Consider the following 24,606-nt stretch of genomic DNA (forward strand, 5'->3'; position numbering starts at 1 on the left):
GGGTTTTGGTTTGCAAATCCCTCTTCTCATTCTTAATTGGAGTTTCTTGAGAAAAATAGTAAAAGACAAAATAGAAAGAAAAAAGTTACAGGAATTCAAATTTCAGGCTTGATTTCTTTTTCCTGTTGTTTCATTTCCTTTATTTCTTTAATTCTTCTAATGGTCACTTCACCAAGGAATATGATAAGAGCTGCGAGCAGGAAGTAGATCTTCTGGCTGACACTTTCCTTGACAAGTTTTTCAGAATTATCCTGTGCTTCTTCAAATATGCTTGATCTTGCTTCAGTTACAGATGTATATATACTGCCACCGTTTGCGGTGATAAGGGCAGCCATATCTTCATTGAGTCCCATATTCCTGTACTCAAGGGCATAGTTAACTGCTACCGGATAGCCGGAAAGGTCGTGCATTCCTATTGGTTCCGGTTCGATCACAGCTTCATAGACATTTGTTCCTGTCAGTGAAAGATCAAGTGTTTCACCATCAAGCTTCAGAGTTGGTATTCCTTCATCATACATGGTAAGTTCAATTGTGGTGGGAGTACCATACCATGTATCAGCTGCTTCAACAACAGCTCCACTTTCCTCTACCGGATTGCCGATTGCCCAATTCACTGTTGAAGATATGAGTTTTGAATTGTTTCCGGAGTAAAGCTCAGTTGCCCACATGTTGTCACCACCAAGACCGTTATCGGTAGTAACGGCGGCTACTCTTCCAAGTCCGTATCTCCATGTGGTAAGTATTGGTTTGCCTGTACTTGTTATGATAAGCCTGTCAGCTCCGGCTTTTGGTGTAACATCGTTATAGCCTGTTACACTGCCTTCAATATCAATGTTCTTTGTGATGAAGTGCTTTGAGTTAAGTTCTATCAGAGGGAACTCACCAAGGTCAGTGTCTTCCTCAAAGTCAGGTTGTTCCTCATCAGCGGTTCCAAAGTCAATATTTACAGTGAATGTGTCTTTTTCTGTATGATAATAACCAGTATCTTGTCCTATTGAGGATATAAACAATTCAGCATAATAGTTCCCATCATCATCTTTTTGATAATTTTGAGTTGAATATACGTGAACAAAAATGAAATTAACTCCATTATCATGCATTCGAGATGCGATATCCACACTGTCCTCATAGATATCAGACCCAATACCTCCATCTGAAATAATAAGCACCAAGGATTGTCCACCTTTTTGGTTCAGTTCTTCCTCAGCAAGTGAAAGTGCATCATCCAGATGTGATTTATCAGTAAGTTGTGCTGTTAACCTTGAAACAGTATCCATCAATTTCTCTCTATCGTTTTCATTAGATAGTGTAACGAAGCCATTAGATGTATCATTCACGTAATCTGTAAACGAAACAACTGCCATATCTGAATCACGAAGGTCTTCGTTATCAATGATGCTATTTGCCATTGATAATACTTCACTTATTGTGTGAGTTTCCATGTCACTTTTTGATTCATTTACAGCTACATCTCCGCCTCCCAAACTACCTGAAAGGTCCAGAATAAGAACAATGCTTCTTCCACCTGTCCAGTCTGTTGGCTCGGAGCGTACAGGAAGTATCTCTTCAATAGATGAATTAAGATAGTCTCCGAAGTTGTAGGAACTGTCACCCCCAACAACGACAATACCTTTCCCATCGTTGAGGAAGCTTTTCATTTCCTCTACTTCACTCTCGCTGAAAGTGTTTGCATGGGTATTATCAATGATTATTGCTTTGCGGCTATCAATGTTTGCAAGTTCTCCTGTTCTTGAAACATCGTATAGGTTGAGTAATATGTCCGCAAGCGGTGAATTCACGTCAAGTCCTATGGTCCTTATTTTTGGTTTAGGGATTGCATATATGGCTTTGTAGAATTCATTATTAATAGGATCATAATCATAACTTAAAGGATTGATCTCTGCTCTCAGTGTATGTGCTCCCAGAGTACTGAATTTGACCTGTGTTATTGGTATTGTTTTTGTACGTTCCGTCTGGGTAATGGTACGGCTGCTGATGAGTGTGTCATCGCTGTACAATGAATAAGTATACTTAATTTCCTGATCCATTGCCTGCGTTACAATGATGTTGAACTGGTTCTCATTGTTGCGTACAACGGTCTTATCGCCTTCGATCTCAACACTAATGTCGTTGTACTGCACTTCCGGCTGCACATAATATACAGTGGTTCCCATCTCCTTTGCAAACTGCAGGGCAGTTTCCACATCCTCGCCGGTATTGCTGTTACCATCTGAGACCAGCACGATCTGATTATCTCCTGTGGAATACTGGATAATAGCATCCCCAAGTGCAGTGCTGTCTCCGGTGAGCCTAACAATTGATGTTGGTGTTTTTGCTGTAAGGGCTTCATAAAGGTCAGTTGCTGAGCCGTTTGAGAATATCTCCATGCTTTCAGTTTCATCGGAGATTATCACGATGTTCGGATTATCATCTGATGTTACGCTTGCAACCAGTATGAAAGGTGATGCTAAAGCCGTAATCAGCAAAATAGCAACAATGATACGTGATATAATAAGTCCTTTTTTAGTTCCCTTTTTCAGAAGATAAAGTCCTGCAATAAGGGCCGGAATTATCAGCCAGAACATTTCAGGATTCTCAAAACTGACCATCAGAGCTCACCTCTCTTTCTTATTATAAGCAGCTCCAGTATAACTAATGCAAAAACAATGATTATCATATAAGTGTCAAGGTAATTCTTTGCGGTATACGAACTTTCACGTACTATGCCAGGTTCATCGTCAGCCTGTGAGCGTTCAATAACATCATCACCCTCAAGCGTTGTATCAGATTCCTTGTCATTGTATAAGTTCACAGCAATCTCTTTTCCGGCTACCTGGTAAACACCGACCTCATCGTAAAGCACACGGCTCACAGTATCCGTTGTGCTCGGTGTCTGTATCTCCTGCTCCTTAGCCAGTGCAGAAACAGTTCCTGTTTTGAGGTTATAATCCTGCACGCTTCCGGTACCACCGAGCCATCCGGCAAGCTTTGACCAGAAAACAGGATATTCAGGCAGGTTATGGAAGTTGTTCCATGCGTCATCACCTGTAATATCGTTTATTCCGAAATACACGGAAGTTCCATCACCAACAGGTCCGTAGACAAGCATTGGTACGTCATCTTCAGTGGCAACAAGAGTTGTAGATTCTATTCTGGATGTAACATTGAGGAATTTGTACATTGCCACTTCATCGTATTTTATATCTTCACTGAGTCTGGTATCCTGAACAACTTCAAGCGTCACTCCGTTATCTGTGTCTTCCACAGATTCTGGCATCACAGGAAGAAGTTCAACAAGTTCAGTCTTTGCATTTTCAGATGACAGAGCTTCACTTGCAATGAATACGGCTTTTCCTCCGCCGTTGAGGTAACTGCTAAGAGATGATATTTCATTGCTTGCAAGTGCTCTCTCCTTGTTGGCAATCACCACGATGCTGTAATCTGTAAGGTCATCAGGCACGCCTTCCAGTTGTTTAATGCTAATAGTGGGTATAAGTGAAATTGCTATTTTGGAAGGCAGGTCATCAACATCTGTCACAAAGAGCAGTTGCCTGTCAGATATCTTTGGAATTGAAATATAGGCAGTGTTGTCTGCTTCCAGGCTGTCATCATCAAGAATCCTGACCTCTGTTATTCCTGACCCAAGGGTTGTAAGGCGAAGCTGCTTTGTTGATCTTGCAGGTATTGTAAGTGAGGCGGAACTTGTCTTTCCATTGTCAAGGTTCTCTATCTCAACATCCACGATTTGCCTGCTGTTTCGATAGTTCTTGATAACTCCGTTATAATTGTAATTTCCATCTTCAACTTCAATACTTCCCTGTATTATTCCTGTATTGTCGGCTTCTCTGCCAACAAGGAGGAACTGTACATTAAGGCCGTAGGATTCAGCAAGTTTCATGGAATTTACCGGGTCATCACCGTTCCAGCTTGCAAAATCAGAAACTACAACAATATTTCCTCCCTGGTCACTAAGTATTCTCATGGCGGCTGAGATAGCACTTGACATGTCTGCTACAGTTGCTTTTGCCTCCATTGATTCAAGTGCATTATAGGTTGCCTGTGCATTCGCTTCTTCAATAATAGTTACCGGTGTGCTTTCTGCAAGGATAATGGTGTTTGTCTTACTGACGTAATCTTCTGCCTTTGATATCGCATCACTGAACCTGCTGTCAGTTTGCATACTTGCAGACCCGTCAATGATAATCACAGTATGGTCTCCGCTGAGTGCCTCTTGACTCTCGAAATAAGGGGATGCGGCAGCAAGCGCAAGGAGTATGAGTACAAATAGCTGGATAAAGAACAAAGGGTCCTTTACAAGTTTAGAAATGGATGTGTAGAACCGTTTTTTCTCTTCCTTGATGTCCATGAGGAACATCAGGGATGGGATCTGCACCTGAAGAGGTTTTGGCCTGAGCAGGTATAATATTATGAGTGGAATTACACTTGCAAGGGCAGCCAGTGCCAGCGGGTTATCAAAAGGCATTACCATTTCCTCCGGCTGATGGTATGGAAGAACGCATCAAATATCGGAATATCAGTAGTGAAGGTGTAGAATTCCGCACCGACCCTGCTGCATGTGTCACCAATGTGGTTGATGTGATCAGTGAGCTTTTTCTGGTATTCGCTCTTCAGATCCTCACTGATATATGTGTCAAGCTTAACGCCGGATTCCAGGTCAATAAGCCTGCTATGTCCGTGGATCTCAAGGGAACTTTCAGTTCTGTCAAGCACCTGCACAAGTATAAGATCATGATCGGAAAAGCGGTAGATTGCAGACTCTATATCTTTAGGGTCCTGCATGAAATCGGAGATAAGGATAACAAGTGATCGTGAGTGTATGGCTTTTCCGTACTGGATAGTACATTCGTTGATGTCTGTTTTGCCGCCGATAGGGACCGTCTCAAGTCTTTCGATAGTTTTGAGCAGGTATTTTCTTCCTCTTCTGGGTTTAGAGAATTCAACATTCTCTGCAAAGGTCGATATGGCAAACTTATCATTGTCTTTAGTTACAAGATAGGCAAAACCTGCGGCAAGCATGGTGGCATATTCGAATTTACTGAGGTCAGCTCCGCCTGAATAATCCATACTCTTACTGGAATCAAGTAAAATATGGGTTGTCAGGGATTTATCTTCCTCGAATTGCCTGATATAGAGTTTCTCAGACCTTGCATATGCTTTCCAGTCAATGGACTTGATCTCATCTCCCTGGTTATACTCACGGTAGCCTATGGTATCCAGACCTCTTCCGCTATGGATGGAACGCCTGCTACCTGCATATGCGGTTGATATTCTTTTCCTTACCATGAAGGTAAAGCGGTCAAGCTGCCTGAAGAACTCAACATCTATATTATGTCTCTTGTCGCTCATTGCAAGTGCCCTTGTAAGTTGACGGCAAACTGCCTTACTTTATCTTCTCAAGTATGCTCTTGATAACCTGGTCAGTGGTCACGCCTCTCCTTTCAGCTTCGAAGGTGAGAACGATCCTGTGTCTGAGTACAGGATATGCCATGGCATCGATATCCTCGGCACTGACATAATTGCGTCCCTTGATAAGTGCTCTTGCCTTTGCTGCCAGGATAATACCAATGGATGCCCTTGGAGATGCACCGTATTCGATAAACTCACTACTGATACGTGTTGACATGACAATCTTGATTGCCCTGTTCCTGATGTCATCTGCAACAGGTACGTCCCTTGTGAGTCTCTGAAGGTCAAGTAATGTATTCTTATTCACAACCTTGTTGACGCTTGGAGAAATTGATTTTGTATAGCGGTTAACGATCTCGATCTCATCCTCATAGCTTGGATAATCAACCAGTACCTTGAGCAGGAACCTGTCAAGCTGAGCTTCAGGAAGCGGGAATGTTCCTTCCATTTCTATCGGGTTCTGGGTTGCAAGTATGAAAAATGGCTGCTCAAGAATGTAAGTGTCATTTCCCACAGTGATCTGCTTTTCCTGCATAGCTTCCAGCAGTGATGACTGTGTCTTTGGTGATGCACGGTTAATTTCATCAGCAAGCACGATGTTTGCAAAAATAGGTCCGTATTCGAACTTGAATTCCTTGTGCCCGTCACTTTCCTCTATTATCTGGGTTCCTGTGATATCTGCAGGCATAAGGTCCGGTGTACACTGTATCCTGCTGAAGTTCAGATCCATTGCCTTTGAAATAGTGGAAATGGTAAGGGTTTTTCCAAGACCCGGATTACTTTCAACAAGTGCATGCCCATTACAAAGTATTGCGATCACTATCTGTTCTACTGTTTCTGCCTGGCCTACAACTACCTTTCCGATTTCATTGAAAAGGGTTACGAACATATCGCCAGCCATTTTGTATGTTTGCGACAGATCCCTTGAGTTCATCTCACTAGCCATCTGTTATCTCCTTAATCTTTGTCCTGTGAATTAGATGTATTAATAGAATTCGTGTGAATTTTGTAGAATTTTAATGTTTAATCAGCCTCAGCTAATGCTTCAAAGTACTCTTTGATGATACTTTCGTAGCCTTCAGGTAATTCTTCGTCATAGGTCTGGGCTGAAATTATGCTCCTTTCATAAGGAGAGGACTGGTCAAAGTCAGTGTCTGATTCCTCAGATGTATCCCCTTCTTCAAACCCGACACCTGAGCCTGCAGGGATTGTCAGGTCAACTTCTTTCCCGTCTTGAACGATTATCGCAGTATCTCCTGTTAAGTTCTCTGTGCCTGAACTGCTGCTATCTTCGTTTCCCGAGTCATCAAATACATAAACATCATTTCCAGATGATGAATCGCCATTACCTAGTCCGGGAATGTTATTTACCAAGTCTCCAAGTTGACCCTGGTCAAAAAGATTGGTACGAATGTCATTGTCTATAATGTAGACTGTTGTTATACCGGATAATAGAATAAGTACAACTCCTATCACCAGTTTTCTCTTTGTAAGAAGTGCTGATGAAGCGATCACTGCTATCTTTGAAGACACCGAACTTAGAAGGTCTGCAACGATGAGGTTGTTCTCATCGGAGTTGTCATATGCCGTTCTCAGTTTTTCATGCAGTTCCGGGTTTTGTTCTTCAATAAGAGGGATCGCTTTAGTCTTGTCATCTCTAAGATGACGAATAACTGTTATAATAAGCGAAAAGAAAGCTGCAATAAGTGATAATGCAACAGTTTCAAATGCGATGCTGGCTCCCAGGATATCGTAGGAGGTCCCTGCGCGGACTTCAAAACTGCTGATATATGGGAAAACCTGATCGATGCGGAAATAGAATAACAATAAATACAGAATGATAGCAGTTCCAAGGAAATCCAGGACTTTGTATAACCTGCGATATTTCTTCAGTGCAGCTTCCTGTTTTTTAACAAAACTCCTGACGTCCATACCTATAATTCACCGCTTTTTTCTGTAAGGCAATTTCCAATTACCTGCATCTATTTAATTGGATTCGCAACTGGAGTTTAGTTCCGGATACGAACCAAGCATTTTCAACATCCCTACGCTCGACTCTATGTTATATATTGCATCTTTTATAATATCATCGCTTATGTTTCCTTCAAAATCAATGTAGAAAACGTAGTCTCCAAGCACTTTCTTTGATGGTCTTGACTCAATCCTTGTAAGGTTGATATTGTTCTTTGCAAATTCTCCCAGTATGGAATAAAGCGCACCAGGACGATCACGGTCAAGATACACTATTATTGATGTTTTGTAGGGATCACATGAATCTGTGGGTCTCAGGGATCTGATAATGTCTTCTGTTGTTTCAGATCTTGTAATAATAACAAAACGTGTGTGGTTGTGTTTCCTGTCCTGGATATTTGGCATAAGAATATCCAGTTTGTAAACATCAGCTGTTTCCGGTGAAGCAATGGCAGCCATTTCCTCAAACTCAGTTGCAAGTTTTGCAGCATGGGATGTGCTCCCTGTGGTTCTCAGCTCTGCAAGCGGGAATGTCTTTTTCAGGAAGTTACGGCATTGTCCCAGGCCTTGCGGGTGTGAAAGTACCACTTTTATGTCTTCTTTCTTTCCTCTTGAAAGAAGGCAGTGTTCTATTGTAACAATAGTCTCGCCGATGATGTTTACATCTTTTTCCAGAAGCAGGTCCAGGGTAATACCCACTGATCCTTCAATTGAATTTTCAAGAGGTACAACCCCTATGTCACATTGTTTGTTTTCAAGAAGGGTAAAAACATCCTGAATATCAGAGCAATGCTCCAGAATATTGTCATTTTCCAGTACATTTTTTGTAATCCACTGCTTTGCAGCTTTTTCCGAATATGAGCCTTTAAGCCCAAGTACTCCAATTCTCATTCTGTTCCTCAATGATTGTAATCTAAGAATATCTTTCCATCATTCTTGTTCAAGAGCTTTAAATATTTTCTTCTCAAGGTCTTCATGCCTGTTATCCAGAAGAGTTATATCTTTTTCAGCAGTAACAAGTTTTTCTATATATTCATCATCTTTATCATCAGGCATGGATGTTATATCCGGAAGATCTCTGAGTGCCTGGACTTCTGGATTTATGTCCTCTTCCTTTTTAGCAAGTATATTGATCTGCTCTTTTAGTTCATCCATTTTATTTTCATTAGAGATATCTTTGATCTTATCTTCCATGTCCTTTCTACGATCAGGGAGTTTTTCAGCTATTGTATAGATCCTGTCAAGCATCTGGGCCATTATAGCCTTGTCAAAGATGATATCTTCAGTCCGGACTTCAGGTTCTTTTTCTTTTGGAGCTTTCCTTGTATCTTCCTTTGGTGGCATGCACACATAGTCCTCGCTGAAAACTCTCTGGTTCATGTATGTGGGTGAAACTATCTCTATGTCAGAATTATGAAGACCGTCAATAACGTTCTTCTTAAAATCGGATCTTGTGGTAATAATCCTCTCCACGTCCTTCAGAAGCCCTCCGACTTTATAGCTTATTGAAAAGTCACCAAGTTTTTCGACATGAACAAAAGGATTTTCAAGTCCCGTTGTCTCAGCAGCCTGAAGAAGACTTTTTTCTATTTCCTTTCTGGGTATGTTGTATCCCAGAGAAACACTTGTAGTAATAATAGTACCCGATGATCTTATGGTCTTCAGGGGCTTTGAAACAAGGGTAAGATTTGGAATTGTGATTAGATCACGGTCTATAGACTGAACCTGGGTGTGCAGGAAATAGATCTCTGTAACCCTGCCAAAAGTCCCATCGGTTTTGATAAAGTCTCCTACCCTGAAAGGATTTATCATACGGAGCATGATCCCGGCCATTGCGTTTGCTACAAAGGTCGTGGAAGAGAAAGTGATTATAGCACCGATAACAATACTTACAAAGGTCAGGACAAGGTTCTTGTCTTCAACGTTGATTGGCAATGTAAATATTGTAAGTAAAAGTCCGATTACTATTATCAGGATGTAGATTATTTGTTGAATTACCCTTTCCCTGGAAAAAAGGTTCTTTTTATGAAACAGATAATCAAAAATAAGTATTAAAGAGAGGGTTACCAGTAATGATACTATTGCCGGAATTAATTGATTAATGTCCATTTTTCCCCTCTGCTATATTACCGTTATATTAATTAGCAAAATCAATTTGCCGATTTGATAATTGACTTAATTATCATCAATTCATCCTATATATAATGTAGATTGTATAAAGGTTGATTTCAACACTATTTCCGGTTAATACATTTTTTTATCGCTCTTTTCCTCCCATTCTCTGAGAAGTCCGAGACATTCCTTTCTGTCAATATTCACTATCTCCAGAGGATTCTTATCTTCCTCTCCCCTGATCAATTTGTAGAAACGGCTGTCATCAAAACCTATTACAGCGACATCTTCCTTGTTCGTTCCAAAATACACCTTTTTTATCCGTGACCAGTAGATTGCTGCAAGACACATGGGACAGGGCTGGGAGCTGGTATAAATTTCACAGTCAGAAAGGTCAAAGTTCTCCAGTATCTCAGATGCCTTGCGAATTGCCAGGACTTCAGCATGAGCTGTCGGGTCATTGGTAAGTAATACTTCATTGTGAGATCTGGATACTATTTTTCCATCTCTGACAATAATTGCTCCGAAAGGTCCTCCGTGGTTGTGTTCCATTCCTTCACGTGCTTCGTCTATAGCAGCCTGCATGAATTTGTCCATGGCACAGTATAATTAATTATTGGTTTTAAATGAACTGGTATATCTGATGCTTTAAGAATATTATTCGAAATAAAGCTTTATAGTACATTTATTTTATAAACTAATATTTTTTACAGCTTAATACTCATTTATAAACTTTAGCTTCTTTTAAATCGAAATTAAAGCTTTATTCTCTCTTTTTGATAGTAAGTATGTTTATATTTGCATTTGAGAATTCTCGAATTGTAAGATCGCATGTTAGCGTACTACCAACCACCATCATCACCAACCACCAACAATGTACCACCATACATGTCGTACACCGCCACATGCGATCTTTCTAACTAATAATCACATAAAAAATCACAATCATAAATTCATATCGTAGTCTAACAGGCAAATAAACAGAAAAAACAATGATACGAAAATGACACAAAAAGAGAGTAAGAAAATTGAGATCTTAAACATATAAAGAGGATTGATGTAATATGAAGAAAAATACACTGAATTACATTGTGGACATACCATTGTTAGCACAGTCAGTCATAGTAAGCGTAACCGGAGTTGTACTGATATTTGCCGGTCATGGTGCCAGTTTCCTTGGATATGACAGCCGGGAACTGCTTCAGATGCATGAACAGATAGGACTCTTAATGGTAGCATTTTCAGTTATACATCTGGTATTGCACTGGAAGTGGATGGCCTGCACAACAAGAAATTTCTTCAGCAGTAATAGCAGATCACCTGTCATATGTGAAACAGCACAGCCAGTTGAAGAATAAATTCATTAGCTAAAAGATATCTGGTATTTTCTGCGTACTCTGATTCCGGATATTCTTGCCCTATTTTTTCAGCTAACCATAAAGCTATTTATTCCTTCGCGTATTTTCCTGTATATTATAAAGGTGAAATAATGCAGCTAAAAGTTCAGCCTATTGATATCAAAGTCGGCAAATACAAAGTAGTATTAAATACCATCGATGCCAAAGAAATAGGAGTTAATGAAGGCGACAGAGTAAGGATCAAAGACCACAGGGTTCTTACAGCCATCGTAGACTTTACAGAAGATATGATAGCTCCTGGAATGATTGGGCTGTATCATGAAGTGCAGGAACAACTCAAAAAAGAATGGACAGAAACAGTTGAAGTCGAACCTGCAGATAAACCAAAATCCACACGCATAATAAGAAAGGTTATGGATGGCAAAAGGCTGGAAAGAGAAGAGATATATGAACTTGTAAAGGATATTGTCGAAGAGAACCTGAATGATATTGAACTGGCTGCATTCCTTACTGCTACTTATATTAAAGACCTTAGTGAGGATGAGACCGAGTGGCTTACTAAGGCAATGATTGATACCGGTGAACGTATAGAGTTTGCCACCACGCCTATTATGGACAAACACTCTATTGGTGGAGTTCCTGGAAACAAGATCTCTCTCTTGATAGTTCCTATTGTTGCAGCCAATGGTTTACTTATACCTAAAACAAGTTCCCGCGCAATTACCGGTGCAGGTGGAACTGCAGATCTTATGGAGATCCTGGCTCCTGTGGAATTTACCTCCCAGCAGATCAAGGAAATGACCGAGAAAGTAGGCGGAGTAATTGTATGGGGCGGTGCAACCAATATTGCACCTGCCGATGACAAACTAATAAGGATCGAGTATCCACTTTCAATTGACCCACACTGCCAGCTTCTTGCTTCGATCATGGCTAAGAAAGGTGCAGTAGGCGCACAGAAAGTTGTTATAGATATTCCTACTGGCGCAGGTACAAAGATTCCTGATGTGAAGACTGGAAGAAAACTTGCAAGGGATCTCATCAACCTTGGAGATCGTCTTGGAATGGATGTTGATTGTGCACTGACATACGGTGCTTCTCCCGTGGGAAGAACAGTAGGTCCTGCTCTGGAAGTTATAGAGGCTTTGCAGGTCCTTGAAACAATGGAAGGTCCTAACAGTCTTATTGAGAAGAGTGCGGTACTTGCCGGTATGCTCTTGGAGATGGGCGGAGTTGCTGCAAAGGGACAAGGCCATGATCTTGCAATAGAAACCTTGAAGAACGGTAAAGCATTTGCAAAATTGAAAGAGATCATTGAGATACAGGGTGGAAACCCTGATGTGACTTACAGGGACATCAAAGTAGGCCAGTATACAGCGGAACTGAAAGCTCCTACAAATGGTTATGTACTTGAGTTCCACAACAAGCGCATTGTTCAGATAGCAAGGCTTGCAGGTGCTCCGAATGACAAGGGTGCAGGTGTAAGGATACACAAGAAACGTGGAGAAGCAGTTGAAGCTGGCCAGCCTGTTCTTACAATATATGCTGAGAAAGAAGAAAAACTTGCAGAAGCAATCAAGAATGCAAGGGAAGACCTTCCAATCGTTGTAGAAGGTATGCTCCTTGAGAAAGTTGCTGACGTAAAAGAACTCTGAAAACGATTAATATGCCTGAAAAAATAGTAATATTAAGACTTGGCCACCGCCCGCAGCGTGACAAGAGGATTACTACCCATGTCGGTCTGACAGCACGTGCTTTCGGTGCCGAGGGTATGCTCTTGGCATCAGATGACCAGAAGCTTGCGGATAACATTGCTGATGTTTCTAACCGTTTTGGCGGTGACTTTTACGTCAAAAATGATGTCAGCTGGAAAGCTGAGATCAGGAAATGGAAAGATGATGGCGGCAAAGTATGTCACCTGTCAATGTATGGAATTAATCTGCCGGATGCTGTTCCTGAAATCAGGGACTGTGAAAAGCTCATGATAGTTGTAGGTGCTGAAAAGGTACCTTTCGAGATATATGAGATGGCTGACTGGAATGTTGCAGTTGGAAATCAGCCGCATTCGGAAGTTGCTGCAGTTGCAGTTACCATGGACCGCATATCAGAAATCGATCCTCTGAGAAAAGAATTCGAAGGCGGAGAATTGACAATAGTCCCTGAGAGATGCGGGAAAAAAGTAATAGACAGGAGAGAATAAAGTTTTCTCTTCAATCTCTTTTTACAGAAGGACCTTTGTAAATCCTTCTCCTTTCATAATCTCCGTATCCTCTGTGTTTCGGATCTTCTTTTCTTTTTATATGTTGCTCGAAGAGTTCATCCAGTTCATCTTCATCTATCTCTTCGTTTTTTTCTTCTTCCGGCATGTTATCACAGATATTAAGTTTTCAAGTTACAAAACAGTGAATTTCGTCAGCTGCGCTTATTAGAGTGTCTTTATTAGCGGGTCATGCTCAATGAATTCCACATCGATTCCAAGTCTTTCCGCAAGCACCGGACATAAATCCTGCATTCCGGGATTTTCGGTAGCATAGTGTGTCGCATCTACAAGCAACATGTCACTGTAGGAGCGGATTATGTCATGTTTCAGTTCGGATGATACATAGGCATCAGCGCCATAGTTTCTGGCAGTATCTATATACTCTGACCTGAAACCACTTCCTCCAAAGACCATTACCTTCTTAATTTCCTCTTTGCTGCCTGCAAATTGAATATGAGTACCAAGACTTTTAGAAACATGATTAACAAAAGTCTCCACAGAACATGGAGCTATGCTACCTATACGGCCAATGGGAGTTTCCTGTATGTCTGAAAGGCCCAGCCTGTTTGCCAGTGCATCATTGATTCCTCCTTTAGCCTTATCGAAATTCGTGTGCATGGAATATAATGAGATTCCATTATCCAGTGCGATTTTCAGACTATCTGCCAGTTCTTTATTGATACAATTCACAGCGTGGAATATCAGGGTGTGATGTGTGACAAGCAAATCTGCTCCTATCATAGCAGCTCTGTTAAGGACATATTCCGTGGGGTCAAGTGCCACAGCTATTTTTTTAATGTCATTCTGCAGGTCAAGGTTCAGACCTATTCTCCCAATATCAAAATCTTCCGCAAGCTCGGGAGGGGCAATATCTTCCAGTATGCTGATAACATCTTTTAGTTGCATAAAAAAAGGATAAGTTCTAACTGATTTTAAGCTGTCGGAAAAAGCTTTGTATATTTTTGCACACACTTTTATAAGTTCACTATTATTTTATGTATGTGAATACAATCGAAGCATTCAAATAGATGCACAGTATAATTATAAATACATAATATATATTGAATAATTAGTGGTTATTCGAGGATAGTTCATGAGGATAAAGACAGGAATAGAAGGTTTTGACGAGCTGGTACAGGGTGGCCTGCTCTCTGATCGTGTATATCTGGTGAGTGGCCCACCAGGCAGTGGTAAAACAACTTTTTGCGTGCAGTATCTGGCGTACGGTGCAGCCCTCGGGGAAACCGGACTTTATGTGACCTTACTGGAAAGTCCGCAGAATATTATCGATGATATGTCCAATTACTCCATGAATGTGCTCACTCTTATCAAGATGAAAAAACTGCTTTTCGCAGATCTTGGTCCGAGGATGGAATACGGTTTCATGGATGAGATGAGCGAGTATATTACTCCTGACTATGAAGTCTCCACGTCAGCCGGTGAACATGAAGCTCCTTCACCTGCAATGGTTTTCAGGGAAATTGCAGCTTATGTTTCAGAGTATGATGTAAAAAGACTTGTCATTGATTCCGTTTCTGCTATAAGGTTCACTACAAGGGATATGTCATTGCAGGAAAAGGAAATGAGTCGTTTCATAAGGAACCTTAAGAAACTTGGCTGTACGACTGTACTTATATCCGAGATGACTGATCCAAGCGCTTATTCAACTGAGCAGTTCGCTGCACATGGAGTTGTTTTCATGCACAACTTCCTTTACGACAAAACCATGACCCGTGCAATGCAGATAATCAAAATGCGTGGTACAAAACATGATTGTAACATGCGTGCAGTAGGTTTTGGTGATAAGGGTCTTGTTGTAAGTGGCCTTCTCGAATGACGGTGTATCCAAATGGTAAGATTTTTCTCCAAAAAGGAAGAAAAAACCCAGCTTACTGATGCTGAGGTTGCTGAACTGATAAAAAGTGCCTATGATCTGGGCTTTGAAGTAGGTTACCATAAGCATTCAGAATTGGGATGGGTTAGTGAACGTTATTCCATGCTAGAGGATCTTGCCAAAACAGCTGGGTTTGACACACTTGTAAAGGAACGATATACCAAGGGCAAAATAGAAGGTCTGAAAGCCAAGGAAAGAGATATGCATGTAGGCCTCTCTAAAAAAGAGGCTGAAAAAGAGCGCCAAGAATCGAAAGTAGTACATGATACAAGTGTATTGTATAGTGCAAATGGATGTATGGATTCTGGATATGGGAGTTCTCTTGTGACGGATAAATCTATTGCAGGAATGATATTGCAGCCCTCGCTTATGAATATGCCAGAGTCTACTTCCAGGACCAAGGTCATTGACAGACCTACACAGCTCAGGGGATTTAAGCCCTTATACCCAAAAATATAGTACTGAATAATGTAATGTCCGGGGATTCTATGATACGTAAAGTGTTTTTTTGTTTATTGGTTATTGCTATATTGAGTTTGCCTGTAATGGCATATACACTTGATGATATTGAATGGAGCGACAGCGCTGCAAAAAGTGGAACACTGAAATGGGGCGGCACTCTAACTCTGGACGATTACACTATAAAAGCTGAAGACTTTAATGAGGGCGGTTACGTTAGTTTAGGTATCTATCGCGATGGTATTCTTGAAAAGAAATCACCTGCACGTGCCGGTGAAGGTATTGAGTTCAGAGATACGGAAAATGGTGATGATCTCCGTATTCTAGTAAAAACAGTCACTCTTAATATCGATGAATGGACAGGTGATATGGATGATCCTAGTGCTGCCATCGAAGTTTATGATAGGGGTATTCCTGAAATGGATATTGTGATCACGACTGAATCTGACGAATATGATCCTCGTACTGTAACATACCGTTCAATTATTGCAACTATAGATATAAACAATGAAGGTGATGCTGAAGCTGAAGATTTAACTGTGGAGATCGATACAGATGGGATGGTGTTTATTGATGGGAAGAAGTCATATCACTATACCTCACTAGAAGAAGACGAAGTACTTGATCCCATAGAAATTGAACTTGAAATTCCTGAATACTGGGAAGAAACTGATGTTGATATCACAGTAACTACAAAATCAGAAGACATCAATGGCGAGATTCATGAAGATTCAGAAATTAAGGCCATTACTATATTGCCTGTTGTAGAACTTATTGTTACAAAATCTGTAACCGAAGAAATATATATGGATGAAACTGCACATGTTTCTGTAAGCATCTGGAATAATGGAATCTACAGTCTGAGTTCTGTGACTCTTAATAATCCACAAACAAGCGATCTTGAAGTTCAGGACAATGTTGAACCAGAAGTTAAACTATCTATAAGTTCCAAAGAAACTGTAGGAAAAATACTGGAATATACTTTAAAACCAACCAAGACTGGAACATTTACTACTCCTGCCGCAACGGCTACTTTTACCGATCCTAACGGAAAGAGCCATACATTCACATCCGATACTTCTACTATTAAAATAGATGGACCTGATATTGTACTTACTAAAATAGTAAGTCCTGAATCTGTGAATCCGGGTGATGAAGTTACTGTTACGGTAACTGTTAAGAATCAGGGTACAAAGGATGCCAGTGTAACCACAACTGAAACAATGCCTGAGAATGCAACTTATGTAAGCGGGGATCTGAGTTTCCATGATGTCGTAGCACATGGACAAAGTTACACTTATTCTTACATAATTAAAGTTGAAGGAACAGAGGATCTCAAAGTTCCGGAGACGGCTGCAACATTCATCGATTTTGCAGACTATAAGGGTGAAAAAGTGTCTAATATGCCTGTTATTACAGTTATTGATCCTTCAGAAGTAACAACTGAAAGTTCCTCTTCCTCATCGTCTTCATCAAGTTCATCAGGCACTGCACAGGGCAGTTCAAATGATAATACCAATGATTACACTTATGATGAAACAGATGACAGGGTTGAACCGGGATTCGAAGCAAGTTTCATGATACTTGCACTGTTTGCAGTTTACTTTGTATCAAAGCGCAGAGACAGGTAATGACTTTATGAAACAGCAAATCTTCCTGTTTATAGGACTGACTGTGCTGTTATCACACTTCTGTATTGTTGCCAGTGCACAGTCGGATGATGTCGAATGGCTGGATGCAGAAGAGTACACTCTTTATTGGGGGGATGAGGTCAATCATAGTGGCTATTTGATAACAGCCGAAGACTTCTCTCCTGCAAAAGCCTTTGATGTTGATACTGATTATGTGTTGCTTTCTATCGACAGTATTTATGGAGATTCATGGGGAGCGATATTAAGTAACAATACCGGTGGCCTTTCAAATAATACTATTTTTGATGACAGGTTAAATATCACTGCAATTGAAATAGTTACAGGTAATGATATACCGGCACCTTATACTGTTTTAAGTGTGGCTATTTCTAATTCAACCGAATCTGTTCCTATAGTTGTGAAAAAAATTGATGCAACTCTGGAGTTTGATGAGGAATTCAGTGATGAAGTGTATATGGGTGAAAGAGCCTATTATGACCTTGATATAAGGCATATGCAACCAGGACCTATTGATTCCGTGACTATAAGGGTAGAATTACCTGATGGTTTAATATTTGATCCGGATTCAGATGGAATTTGGAATCATTCTTTTAGTTCCTATGGTACAAAAACACTTCAATATTCGGTTAAAGCATTAAGGCCGGGTACGTATGAGATAAACGGCACTTTAATTACTGCATACATGGATGGAAAATCATATTCTAAAGAAATGAACTCTTCCACTCTTGTAGTTCATGGTCCTGACATAATTGTTAGTAAGACTCTTAATATGGATAGTATCAATTTGAATGAAAATGTAAATGTAAGTGTTGATGTGGTTAACGAAGGTGACAGGGCAGCATATATTAGTCTTTCAGACCAGCTTCCTCCAGGGGGTAAAATACTATCCGGTGGTATGGGTGGAAGTCTTGTTTTGCACCCTGATGATACATTTTCTGTAGAGTATGCGTTGCAAATGAATAAAGAAGGTGAAATCGTTATTCCTTCTGCAGTTGTCAAATTTGTAGACTCAAGTGAATATTCCGGTACATCTTATTCCAAAAAGTTCATTCTTCCGGTTCTAGATCCTGATGTAGTTATGGAAACAAGTACCGGTAGTGAAGACATTGATGATGATTATGCATATATTGAAGAAACAGTTGAAAATGATGAGTTTTCTCAGGAGTCCCAGACTTTCGAAGAACCAGAAGAAGATCATGGAAAATTGCAGTTCCTTTATGATATTCTGGACATGGTCACAGGGTTTTTTAAGAAACACTAAAGGCAAAATACTATGATTGCATTCTTTCTGAAAAAGAATAGTTCTATGAATTTTTTAGATACTTAAAAATGGGAGCTTTCCATGACAAAATCCAGACAACATGAGAACAAATCCACCCTTATCCTGACCCACGGGGATTCGGATGGGGTATGTTCTGGTGCCATTGCAAAAAGTGCTTATCCTGAGGGTGATGTGTATTTTACATCTCCTGTAGGTGTTCTTGACGACTTGAATCTTGCAGATGGTTATGAAAATGTGATCATTTGTGATATTGCAATTGATGAAAGGTACTGTACAGACCTGTTCAAAAGACTTGCCGATGTTGCATCAGTTTCCAATCTCACATACATAGACCATCATCCTTTACCGGAAAAATGTATAACTGCAGACTGGCTGCACCATGATCTTACCGTTTGTGCTTCGGAACTCACATATAAAGTTCTTCAAAATAGATTGAGCAGGGATATGCGCAGGGTGGCAATCTATGGTGCTATCGGGGATTATTATGACAACAGTCCTTCTGTAAAAGAGTGGCTGCGGGACTGGGATAAGAGAAGCCTGTTCTTTCAGGCTGGCACACTTATTCAGGCACTCATCTATTCCGGGAGGAACTATGATTTCAAGAGGCAGCTCCTTTTACCACTATCTCATGATAAAATACCTACGGCTATACCAAATCTATTAAAGTATGCAAAAGAAGGTGCTGATCTTGAGGAACAGCTTCGTATTCATGTTAAACACGAAGTAAGATCCCTGCAGAATCTGGCTTATGTGGTTGACCCCAATGGTTATATGTCAAAATCCGCTATATATGCTGCTTCCTATGGACAGAGGGATGTAGGCATATCTGCCGAATTCCGCCACAAGAGGAATGTTTATGATATGAGTCTGCGTTCAAGGAATTCAGAGTCTATAGACCTGAACCGTTTGCTGCGCAGGATAGCACCTACATTTGGCGGCAATGGCGGTGGACATGCTTCTGCTGCAGGTGCACGGATTCCTAAAGAATCATTTGATGCTTTCCTCCGTGAGTTCGATAAAGCCATAGGAGTGCAAAAAAGCAAGGCTACAGGGTTATAAAAGAAAAACGGCTGTGTAATTGGCGGTACAAATGGCAAAGAAGACTGATGAACTTGAAGGTATTAATTTTGAGATTATTTTTTCCGGAAGATCGAATGTAGGCAAGTCTTCTATCATGAAAGAGCTTACGGGAAAGAACATAAAAATTGGAAAGCGTCCCGGCGTGACACTAAAACCAACTCATATAAGATATTCTGATCTGCTTCTTACCGACCTGCCTGGATTCGGTTTTATGAGCGGTGTGAAAGACCGCAAGCAGGATATTGTTAAGGATCAGATCGTGCGTTATATAGAGAAAAATGCAGACCGGATCAATGTTGCCGTGCTTGTCATTGATGGAGCTTCTTTCCTTGAAATAGTGCAACGCTGGGAAGAGCGTAATGAGATTCCCATTGATATTGAGATGTTCGAACTTTTCCAGGAGTTGGGTTTTGATATTATTCTGGCCGTAAATAAAGCCGATAAGATCAAAAGTGATGAACTTGATGCGACTCTGGACCAGATATGTGATAAACTCAACATGTTGCCTCCGTGGAGACAGTGGCTTGATACTGTTGCTCCGATAAGTGCAAAGAAAGGTGATCTTAAAGCTCTGAAATCACTTGTAAGGCAGAGATTGCATAATGAAAAGAGGGACGACCTGTTCAAGTATTTCTGAACAGTTCGCTTATTATCTTAATATTCTAAAATCTATAGTTATCTGACCCTGAAAGTGGCACCGATATCGGTTGCTATCTTTTCACATTTATCGATGTCAATTCCATCCTGGCCGACAACGGTCATACGGGTTTTTATTCCTGCTTTTACTGCTTCTTTTGCAAAATCAAGAACTGCCTGATATGACTCTTCATACTTGGGTTTGCAGATCTTATTGTATATCTCTTCTGATTCTGCATTAAGGCTCACAGAAACAGCATCAAGGCCAGCTGCTTTGAGCTCTGCTATAACATTTCTTCCGGGATTCATAAGTGCGGTATGACCGTTTGTGTCAAGCCTGACATGAATTCCTTTTTTGTTTAACCATTTAGTTATATGAAGAACTGTATCAAAACGACAGGTTGGTTCGCCAAAACCTGTGAAGACAACTTCTTTGTAATTGCTGAGGTCGTGTTTTTCGAGGTCGGATATTATTTCCTGTTCAGTGGGTTCCCTGGACAGGCGAAGATTGTAACCATAGACTCCGTCGCATTCATCCCGGATGCAGAATATACATTTTGCACTGCACTGGTTAGTTATGTTAAGATAGAGGTTTCCAAATGCTTCATAGCTGATGGTGCCCTCAAACATAGGAATTGTATTCTTTTTGTTGTCATCTTTCAACTATTGACCTCCATTATCTTATTTTGCCCAGTTTCCATCTGTGATGACCTTGTAATTGACAGGCGGTATTTTCTTCAGAAAATACATAAGCGCTGAAAATCCACATTCAAGGTGGACTTCTTCCCTGTAGTACCACTCACCTTCATAGTGATCCAGCTCTTTCAGGGTCTGCTCGCTTATCTGGTAAATTTCCCCCATAATAGTTGATACTGGCATTTGAGATATATCTTCGGGTTTGAGAACTCCTGGAAATGCTCCAAGGTCAAGCATCACATAATTTTCAATGGTCTGTGTTGTACACACAAAGCGTGAACCTTCAAGCCGTATATTATTCGGGTCACCTTTTTTGAGAGTGCCGTAAACGAAGATATGCATTAACTGAGTCCCACATTCAGTTTCATTAATGTCTTTTTGACCGGATCAGGCAGCTGGCCGCACTGTATGGCTTTCATCTGTTCCGGTGTTATCATTTTTATGGCTGTGGTCATGAGCCTGTCAGACCGCATAAGCTTATCCATGAGTTTGCGGACATAGACAGCGGTCTTGATTTCAAGTCCCATCTGCTGTCTCCATCTGGTCTCATATTCCTGTAGCCTGCATTTGCCTTTGAGGAATTCTGCGGCGGTCTCGCCTGCAAGCTTTCCTCCGACCATTGCGGTGGATATTCCTCCTCCGTTGGTTGCGATGATATGACCTGCTGCATCGCCTGCTATCAGTGTGTTGTGTGATGCGGTTACTTTTGGTGCTCCTCCAACTGGTACAAGTCCTGCTACCACTGATGTTATGGATGCACCTTCAAGCTTTTTGCTTGCAATTGGGTGCTTGTACATGAAACGTTCGAGATAATCCCTGGCACAAAGGTGTTCTTCAAAAAGCGCTTCTCTGATGCCCACGCCTATGTTTGCGGTGTCACCGCCCTGCGAGATTATCCATGCATATCCACCGGGGACGAAATCCTTGCCGAAATACATCTCAACGGCTTCTCTGTCAATATCAACACCGCTGAGTTCGTACTCAAAAGCAGTTCCGGTTCCCATTGGGTCTGGGTCGCGGATCATGTTGGAGGCTTTGCCAACTATTGAATTAGGTCCGTCTGCACCGATTATGACCTTGCCTTCAACTTCGAATTCACCGAAGGCACCATCCATGAAAAGTTTTGTTCCGTCCACTTCGGTGACATTTGTTCCTACAAGTAAGTCTGCTCCTGCTTTTGCAGCTCGTTTTGCCAGATGTTTGTCAAAACGTCTCCTGTCAATTGCATCTGCATCAACATCAAAACCTTTTGACAGGCCGTTGGGTGCTATGAAACGCTGGTATGATGCTGTGGCATGTATGCAGTTTGATGGTATTTCCTCAAGGGTTACCGGAAGTTCTGCATTTGGGACCAGTTCCTGTAGAACCGGATAGTGTGGAAGGAAACCTCCACACTGGAGAGGTACTCCTATATCCTTTTTCTTTTCAATAAGGAGTACGGACGTGTCATTCTCAGCAGCGTACATTGCTGCGGTGGAACCGGCCGGACCAGCTCCGACCACGATAATATCATAAGAATCTTCAGGTGTCATGGTTGTTTTAAGGATTTGTGAATTGTTTTTTGCAGTTTACACAAGTTGCCGGACTAAAATGTGTATTTCGTCCGTAACTTCTTTTATCCTTGACTCAATATGCTTATCAAAAACACATTCTATTAGATATATCTAACTATTACTGAAAGTATAAGCTATAACTAGCAATATAACTAATAATTGTCTTTTAGGATGAGTTCTATTAGACTTTTTGAATGGTGAAAGATATGGTACGCGAACACAGGAACAATGTATGGGTAGTACGTACGGGTTATTGCGGTCTGCAGGAAAAGTCCTGCATAGAAAGGGATTTTATTTCTTTTGACCTGAACCTGCATATCATGGACCTTTTCGGTAACGAGCTGATGGATATAAAGCACCAGTCACCTAATTACAAGAAATATATGCATTTCGGGGATAAGTACCGGGAATTTGACCAGAAGTTCAGGCAGGAGTTTGAGGATGCTGTCAAGAACATTGATTATTCCACAGAAAGGCCTGAAATGGTCAAAAAGATGAAGCGTCTTAATAGTAAGCTCCAGAAGTTCGATGACGAGGTAAAACAATTCGATGCTACTATGCATGAGTTCGATGAGTTTGAGCGGATGGAGCAGATGAAGAAGGCTCTGATTGAAAGGTTAAGCACTCCTCCGGTTGATCTGCTTGAATTATGGGCAAGGGATGTGCTGCATTTTGTTAATGATATCAGGATATTTGACCTGATAGTTATCCCGCTGATGTGCGAGAGACAGGTGGCAATCGGAAGGGTACGGGACAATTACAAGTACCGCGAAGGGAAGGGTGTACTTAGCCATAGCAGGAAGGTTGACTGGCACGATACCAGAGTTCCGTTTGAGAATATGTTCCATGGCTTTGAGGATATACTGGAATTACCCTCTTCTATTACTCTTCTTGATGGATCTGACAGGGAATTTGTCCTTGGTATTGTGGTGGATGATACATTTTGATTATCCATTGATCTCCTTTTTATATTCTTTTTACCCGCATCTCTTGTTTTGCTGGCAAAAGATTCTTAAAGACATATGAGTATAGCGTGCAGGTAATTCAATTCATGGATTTTATCAAATTAGACTATTAATCAAATAACTTATATTGAGTTGATAGATTTGGCAATTGAGAAAGGCGATTTTATAAAGATTAACTACACCGGTAAGTTCAATGAAGGACAGATCTTTGACACTACCGATGAACAGCTTGCAAAAGACAATGGTATCTACAATCCACGCGGTGTTTACGGCGGAGATGTTGTGATCGTTGGCTCCGGCCACACTATAAAAGGTCTTGATGAGGACTTCATTGGCAAGGAAGTAGGATACACAGGTACTGTTACCATTGCACCTGAGATGGCATTCGGCCCACACAACCCTGCTCTTGTTGAGACTGTTTCAGTTACAAAACTCAAGGATCAGTTCGGTGACCAGAGACCATACCCGGGAATGCCTGTTGAGCTCAACGGCAGACGTGGTGTAATCTCACAGATAATCGGCCGCAGAGTACGTGTAGACATGAACCATGCTCTTGCAGGTAAGGAAGTCGAGTACGAGTACACAATTGTCGAGAAGATCGAGGACAAGGTTGCTAAGGCACAGGGTCTGCTCTCACTCTATACTGGCATGCCAGAGATCGAGGTTGAGGTTACAGATGACCTTATCAGGATCTACACCCCAATCGAGCTCGGATTTAACCAGAGATGGATCGTATCCAAGATGACCATCGCAAGCGAGCTTATCGACAAGCTGGGCGTTGCAAGCCTGGAATACGTCGAGAAGCACCCATACGTCCCTGCAATGGCAGAGGAAGCACTTGAGGCAACCGAAGCTCCTGCAGAGGAAGAAGAAGCTGAAGCAGCAGAGGAATAATCTTCCTCTTCTTTACTTCACTTTTATACTGAACGAGAATTTTCTCTCCAGTATCGCTGACAATTACTGTCAATATCGATTTTGTATCAAAACCCTTATATTCTAGGTCGCTATTAAGATACCATCCGACATGCTGAGGTAGCCAAGTGGACTACGGCGCCGGTCTTGAAAACCGGTAGTGCTAACGCGCTGCGGGAGTTCGAATCTCCCCCTCAGCGTCGAAATACTTTTTTATGTTGATAATATCGTCAGCGACTCTCATATTCTATAATTTTCTTCATATTATAACTACAAATACATTGACATAATACATATTCAATTAACTGTTTTTTATTTTTAAATTATTTTGCATTTATTAATATAGTATATA

Annotated in this window: 24 protein-coding genes and 1 tRNA gene; 12 read left to right on the plus strand and 13 right to left on the minus strand. The window is 41.0% G+C overall.

What is annotated here, in order from left to right:
• Positions 1–95 precede the first annotated feature (95 nt).
• The 8 genes from RE474_RS12335 to RE474_RS12370 form a co-directional block, all read right to left on the minus strand.
• Positions 96–2,609: a VWA domain-containing protein gene (locus tag RE474_RS12335; RefSeq protein ID WP_309310660.1), complete on the minus strand. Its 2,514-nt coding sequence runs from the start codon at positions 2,607–2,609 to the stop codon at positions 96–98.
• A complete protein-coding gene (locus tag RE474_RS12340; RefSeq protein WP_309310661.1) occupies positions 2,609–4,483 on the minus strand; it encodes a DUF7408 domain-containing protein in 1,875 nt (624 codons plus the stop codon). The genes RE474_RS12335 and RE474_RS12340 overlap by 1 nt, the downstream gene beginning before the upstream one ends.
• Positions 4,483–5,367, minus strand: coding sequence for a DUF58 domain-containing protein (locus tag RE474_RS12345; RefSeq protein WP_309310662.1), 885 nt, complete (start codon positions 5,365–5,367; stop codon positions 4,483–4,485). The genes RE474_RS12340 and RE474_RS12345 overlap by 1 nt, the downstream gene beginning before the upstream one ends.
• A 34-nt stretch (positions 5,368–5,401) precedes the next feature.
• Positions 5,402–6,373, minus strand: coding sequence for an AAA family ATPase (locus RE474_RS12350; protein WP_309310663.1), 972 nt, complete (start codon positions 6,371–6,373; stop codon positions 5,402–5,404).
• 77 nt (positions 6,374–6,450) lie between these two features.
• The gene (locus tag RE474_RS12355) at positions 6,451–7,359 is read right to left on the minus strand and encodes a DUF7502 family protein (RefSeq protein WP_309310664.1); all 909 of its coding nucleotides are present in this window, start codon (positions 7,357–7,359) and stop codon (positions 6,451–6,453) included.
• A 54-nt stretch (positions 7,360–7,413) separates the two neighbouring features.
• On the minus strand, positions 7,414–8,289 hold the full coding sequence (pheA, locus tag RE474_RS12360) for a prephenate dehydratase (RefSeq protein WP_309310665.1): 876 nt from the start codon (positions 8,287–8,289) through the stop codon (positions 7,414–7,416).
• Positions 8,290–8,328: 39 nt separating this feature from the next.
• Entirely contained in the window at positions 8,329–9,507 is a 1,179-nt protein-coding gene (locus RE474_RS12365) for a mechanosensitive ion channel family protein (RefSeq protein WP_309310666.1), read from the minus strand.
• A 135-nt stretch (positions 9,508–9,642) separates the two neighbouring features.
• Positions 9,643–10,107, minus strand: coding sequence for a nucleoside deaminase (locus RE474_RS12370; protein ID WP_309310667.1), 465 nt, complete (start codon positions 10,105–10,107; stop codon positions 9,643–9,645).
• 467 nt (positions 10,108–10,574) lie between these two features.
• On the opposite strand from RE474_RS12370, the gene RE474_RS12375 reads away from it, so the two are divergent.
• The 3 genes from RE474_RS12375 to RE474_RS12385 all read left to right on the plus strand — a co-directional run bounded on the left by RE474_RS12375 (position 10,575) and on the right by RE474_RS12385 (position 13,065).
• A complete protein-coding gene (locus RE474_RS12375; protein WP_309310668.1) occupies positions 10,575–10,868 on the plus strand; it encodes a DUF4405 domain-containing protein in 294 nt (97 codons plus the stop codon).
• Positions 10,869–10,999: 131 nt separating this feature from the next.
• A complete protein-coding gene (locus RE474_RS12380) occupies positions 11,000–12,520 on the plus strand; it encodes an AMP phosphorylase (RefSeq protein WP_309310669.1) in 1,521 nt (506 codons plus the stop codon).
• Between the two features lie 11 nt (positions 12,521–12,531).
• Complete coding sequence (locus RE474_RS12385; protein WP_309310670.1) at positions 12,532–13,065, plus strand: tRNA (cytidine(56)-2'-O)-methyltransferase; 534 nt, start codon at positions 12,532–12,534, stop codon at positions 13,063–13,065.
• A gap of 10 nt (positions 13,066–13,075) precedes the next feature.
• Here RE474_RS12385 and RE474_RS12390 read toward each other — a convergent pair whose 3' ends face one another.
• Both RE474_RS12390 and RE474_RS12395 read right to left on the minus strand, forming a co-directional pair.
• Entirely contained in the window at positions 13,076–13,231 is a 156-nt protein-coding gene (locus RE474_RS12390) for a hypothetical protein (RefSeq protein ID WP_309310671.1), read from the minus strand.
• Between the two features lie 59 nt (positions 13,232–13,290).
• Complete coding sequence (locus tag RE474_RS12395) at positions 13,291–14,031, minus strand: Nif3-like dinuclear metal center hexameric protein (RefSeq protein ID WP_309310672.1); 741 nt, start codon at positions 14,029–14,031, stop codon at positions 13,291–13,293.
• A gap of 187 nt (positions 14,032–14,218) precedes the next feature.
• Here RE474_RS12395 and RE474_RS12400 point away from each other — a divergent pair, with 187 nt between their 5' ends.
• The 6 genes from RE474_RS12400 (at position 14,219) to engB (ending at position 20,129) form a co-directional block, all read left to right on the plus strand.
• Positions 14,219–14,962 carry an RAD55 family ATPase gene (locus RE474_RS12400; protein ID WP_309310673.1) on the plus strand — a complete coding sequence of 248 codons (744 nt, stop codon included), beginning with the start codon at positions 14,219–14,221 and terminating at the stop codon, positions 14,960–14,962.
• A gap of 12 nt (positions 14,963–14,974) precedes the next feature.
• Positions 14,975–15,478 (plus strand): hypothetical protein, encoded by a 504-nt coding sequence (locus tag RE474_RS12405; protein ID WP_309310674.1) that lies wholly within the window; start codon positions 14,975–14,977, stop codon positions 15,476–15,478.
• A gap of 86 nt (positions 15,479–15,564) precedes the next feature.
• On the plus strand, positions 15,565–17,109 hold the full coding sequence (locus RE474_RS12410) for a CARDB domain-containing protein (protein WP_309310675.1): 1,545 nt from the start codon (positions 15,565–15,567) through the stop codon (positions 17,107–17,109).
• Positions 17,110–17,116: 7 nt separating this feature from the next.
• Positions 17,117–18,391, plus strand: coding sequence for a hypothetical protein (locus RE474_RS12415; RefSeq protein ID WP_309310676.1), 1,275 nt, complete (start codon positions 17,117–17,119; stop codon positions 18,389–18,391).
• Between the two features lie 81 nt (positions 18,392–18,472).
• The gene (locus RE474_RS12420; protein ID WP_309310677.1) at positions 18,473–19,471 is read left to right on the plus strand and encodes a DHHA1 domain-containing protein; all 999 of its coding nucleotides are present in this window, start codon (positions 18,473–18,475) and stop codon (positions 19,469–19,471) included.
• Positions 19,472–19,502: 31 nt separating this feature from the next.
• On the plus strand, positions 19,503–20,129 hold the full coding sequence (gene engB / locus RE474_RS12425; RefSeq protein WP_309310678.1) for a GTP-binding protein EngB: 627 nt from the start codon (positions 19,503–19,505) through the stop codon (positions 20,127–20,129).
• A gap of 38 nt (positions 20,130–20,167) precedes the next feature.
• Here the strand turns inward: engB and RE474_RS12430 are convergent, their stop codons facing one another.
• The 3 genes from RE474_RS12430 to RE474_RS12440 are packed head-to-tail and all read right to left on the minus strand — an operon-like array spanning position 20,168 to position 22,356.
• On the minus strand, positions 20,168–20,791 hold the full coding sequence (locus RE474_RS12430; RefSeq protein WP_309310679.1) for a TatD family nuclease-associated radical SAM protein: 624 nt from the start codon (positions 20,789–20,791) through the stop codon (positions 20,168–20,170).
• Between the two features lie 18 nt (positions 20,792–20,809).
• Positions 20,810–21,166 (minus strand): gamma-glutamylcyclotransferase family protein, encoded by a 357-nt coding sequence (locus RE474_RS12435; protein WP_309310680.1) that lies wholly within the window; start codon positions 21,164–21,166, stop codon positions 20,810–20,812.
• On the minus strand, positions 21,166–22,356 hold the full coding sequence (locus tag RE474_RS12440) for a geranylgeranyl reductase family protein (protein WP_309310681.1): 1,191 nt from the start codon (positions 22,354–22,356) through the stop codon (positions 21,166–21,168). The genes RE474_RS12435 and RE474_RS12440 overlap by 1 nt, the downstream gene beginning before the upstream one ends.
• 227 nt (positions 22,357–22,583) lie before the next feature.
• Between RE474_RS12440 and RE474_RS12445 the strand changes: the two genes are divergently transcribed.
• The 3 genes from RE474_RS12445 to RE474_RS12455 all read left to right on the plus strand — a co-directional run bounded on the left by RE474_RS12445 (position 22,584) and on the right by RE474_RS12455 (position 24,454).
• Positions 22,584–23,324 carry a DUF8426 domain-containing protein gene (locus tag RE474_RS12445; RefSeq protein ID WP_309310682.1) on the plus strand — a complete coding sequence of 247 codons (741 nt, stop codon included), beginning with the start codon at positions 22,584–22,586 and terminating at the stop codon, positions 23,322–23,324.
• Between the two features lie 159 nt (positions 23,325–23,483).
• Positions 23,484–24,236, plus strand: a complete 753-nt coding sequence (locus RE474_RS12450; RefSeq protein WP_309310683.1) for an FKBP-type peptidyl-prolyl cis-trans isomerase — start codon at positions 23,484–23,486, stop codon at positions 24,234–24,236.
• Positions 24,237–24,368: 132 nt separating this feature from the next.
• Positions 24,369–24,454: transfer RNA gene (locus RE474_RS12455), tRNA-Ser, on the plus strand.
• Positions 24,455–24,606 lie beyond the last annotated feature (152 nt).

The sequence above is a fragment of the Methanolobus sediminis genome (assembly GCF_031312595.1).
GTDB lineage: Archaea > Halobacteriota > Methanosarcinia > Methanosarcinales > Methanosarcinaceae > Methanolobus > Methanolobus sediminis.

Coding starts and splice junctions, on each gene's coding strand:
- RE474_RS12335 (WP_309310660.1), bottom strand. CDS start 2,609: ATGGTCAGTTTTGAGAATCCTGAAATGTTCTGGCTGATAATTCCGGCC.
- RE474_RS12340 (WP_309310661.1), bottom strand. CDS start 4,483: ATGCCTTTTGATAACCCGCTGGCACTGGCTGCCCTTGCAAGTGTAATT.
- RE474_RS12345 (WP_309310662.1), bottom strand. CDS start 5,367: ATGAGCGACAAGAGACATAATATAGATGTTGAGTTCTTCAGGCAGCTT.
- RE474_RS12350 (WP_309310663.1), bottom strand. CDS start 6,373: ATGGCTAGTGAGATGAACTCAAGGGATCTGTCGCAAACATACAAAATG.
- RE474_RS12355 (WP_309310664.1), bottom strand. CDS start 7,359: ATGGACGTCAGGAGTTTTGTTAAAAAACAGGAAGCTGCACTGAAGAAA.
- pheA (WP_309310665.1), bottom strand. CDS start 8,289: ATGAGAATTGGAGTACTTGGGCTTAAAGGCTCATATTCGGAAAAAGCT.
- RE474_RS12365 (WP_309310666.1), bottom strand. CDS start 9,507: ATGGACATTAATCAATTAATTCCGGCAATAGTATCATTACTGGTAACC.
- RE474_RS12370 (WP_309310667.1), bottom strand. CDS start 10,107: ATGGACAAATTCATGCAGGCTGCTATAGACGAAGCACGTGAAGGAATG.
- RE474_RS12375 (WP_309310668.1), top strand. CDS start 10,575: ATGAAGAAAAATACACTGAATTACATTGTGGACATACCATTGTTAGCA.
- RE474_RS12380 (WP_309310669.1), top strand. CDS start 11,000: ATGCAGCTAAAAGTTCAGCCTATTGATATCAAAGTCGGCAAATACAAA.
- RE474_RS12385 (WP_309310670.1), top strand. CDS start 12,532: ATGCCTGAAAAAATAGTAATATTAAGACTTGGCCACCGCCCGCAGCGT.
- RE474_RS12390 (WP_309310671.1), bottom strand. CDS start 13,231: ATGCCGGAAGAAGAAAAAAACGAAGAGATAGATGAAGATGAACTGGAT.
- RE474_RS12395 (WP_309310672.1), bottom strand. CDS start 14,031: ATGCAACTAAAAGATGTTATCAGCATACTGGAAGATATTGCCCCTCCC.
- RE474_RS12400 (WP_309310673.1), top strand. CDS start 14,219: ATGAGGATAAAGACAGGAATAGAAGGTTTTGACGAGCTGGTACAGGGT.
- RE474_RS12405 (WP_309310674.1), top strand. CDS start 14,975: ATGGTAAGATTTTTCTCCAAAAAGGAAGAAAAAACCCAGCTTACTGAT.
- RE474_RS12410 (WP_309310675.1), top strand. CDS start 15,565: ATGGCATATACACTTGATGATATTGAATGGAGCGACAGCGCTGCAAAA.
- RE474_RS12415 (WP_309310676.1), top strand. CDS start 17,117: ATGAAACAGCAAATCTTCCTGTTTATAGGACTGACTGTGCTGTTATCA.
- RE474_RS12420 (WP_309310677.1), top strand. CDS start 18,473: ATGACAAAATCCAGACAACATGAGAACAAATCCACCCTTATCCTGACC.
- engB (WP_309310678.1), top strand. CDS start 19,503: ATGGCAAAGAAGACTGATGAACTTGAAGGTATTAATTTTGAGATTATT.
- RE474_RS12435 (WP_309310680.1), bottom strand. CDS start 21,166: ATGCATATCTTCGTTTACGGCACTCTCAAAAAAGGTGACCCGAATAAT.
- RE474_RS12440 (WP_309310681.1), bottom strand. CDS start 22,356: ATGACACCTGAAGATTCTTATGATATTATCGTGGTCGGAGCTGGTCCG.
- RE474_RS12445 (WP_309310682.1), top strand. CDS start 22,584: ATGGTACGCGAACACAGGAACAATGTATGGGTAGTACGTACGGGTTAT.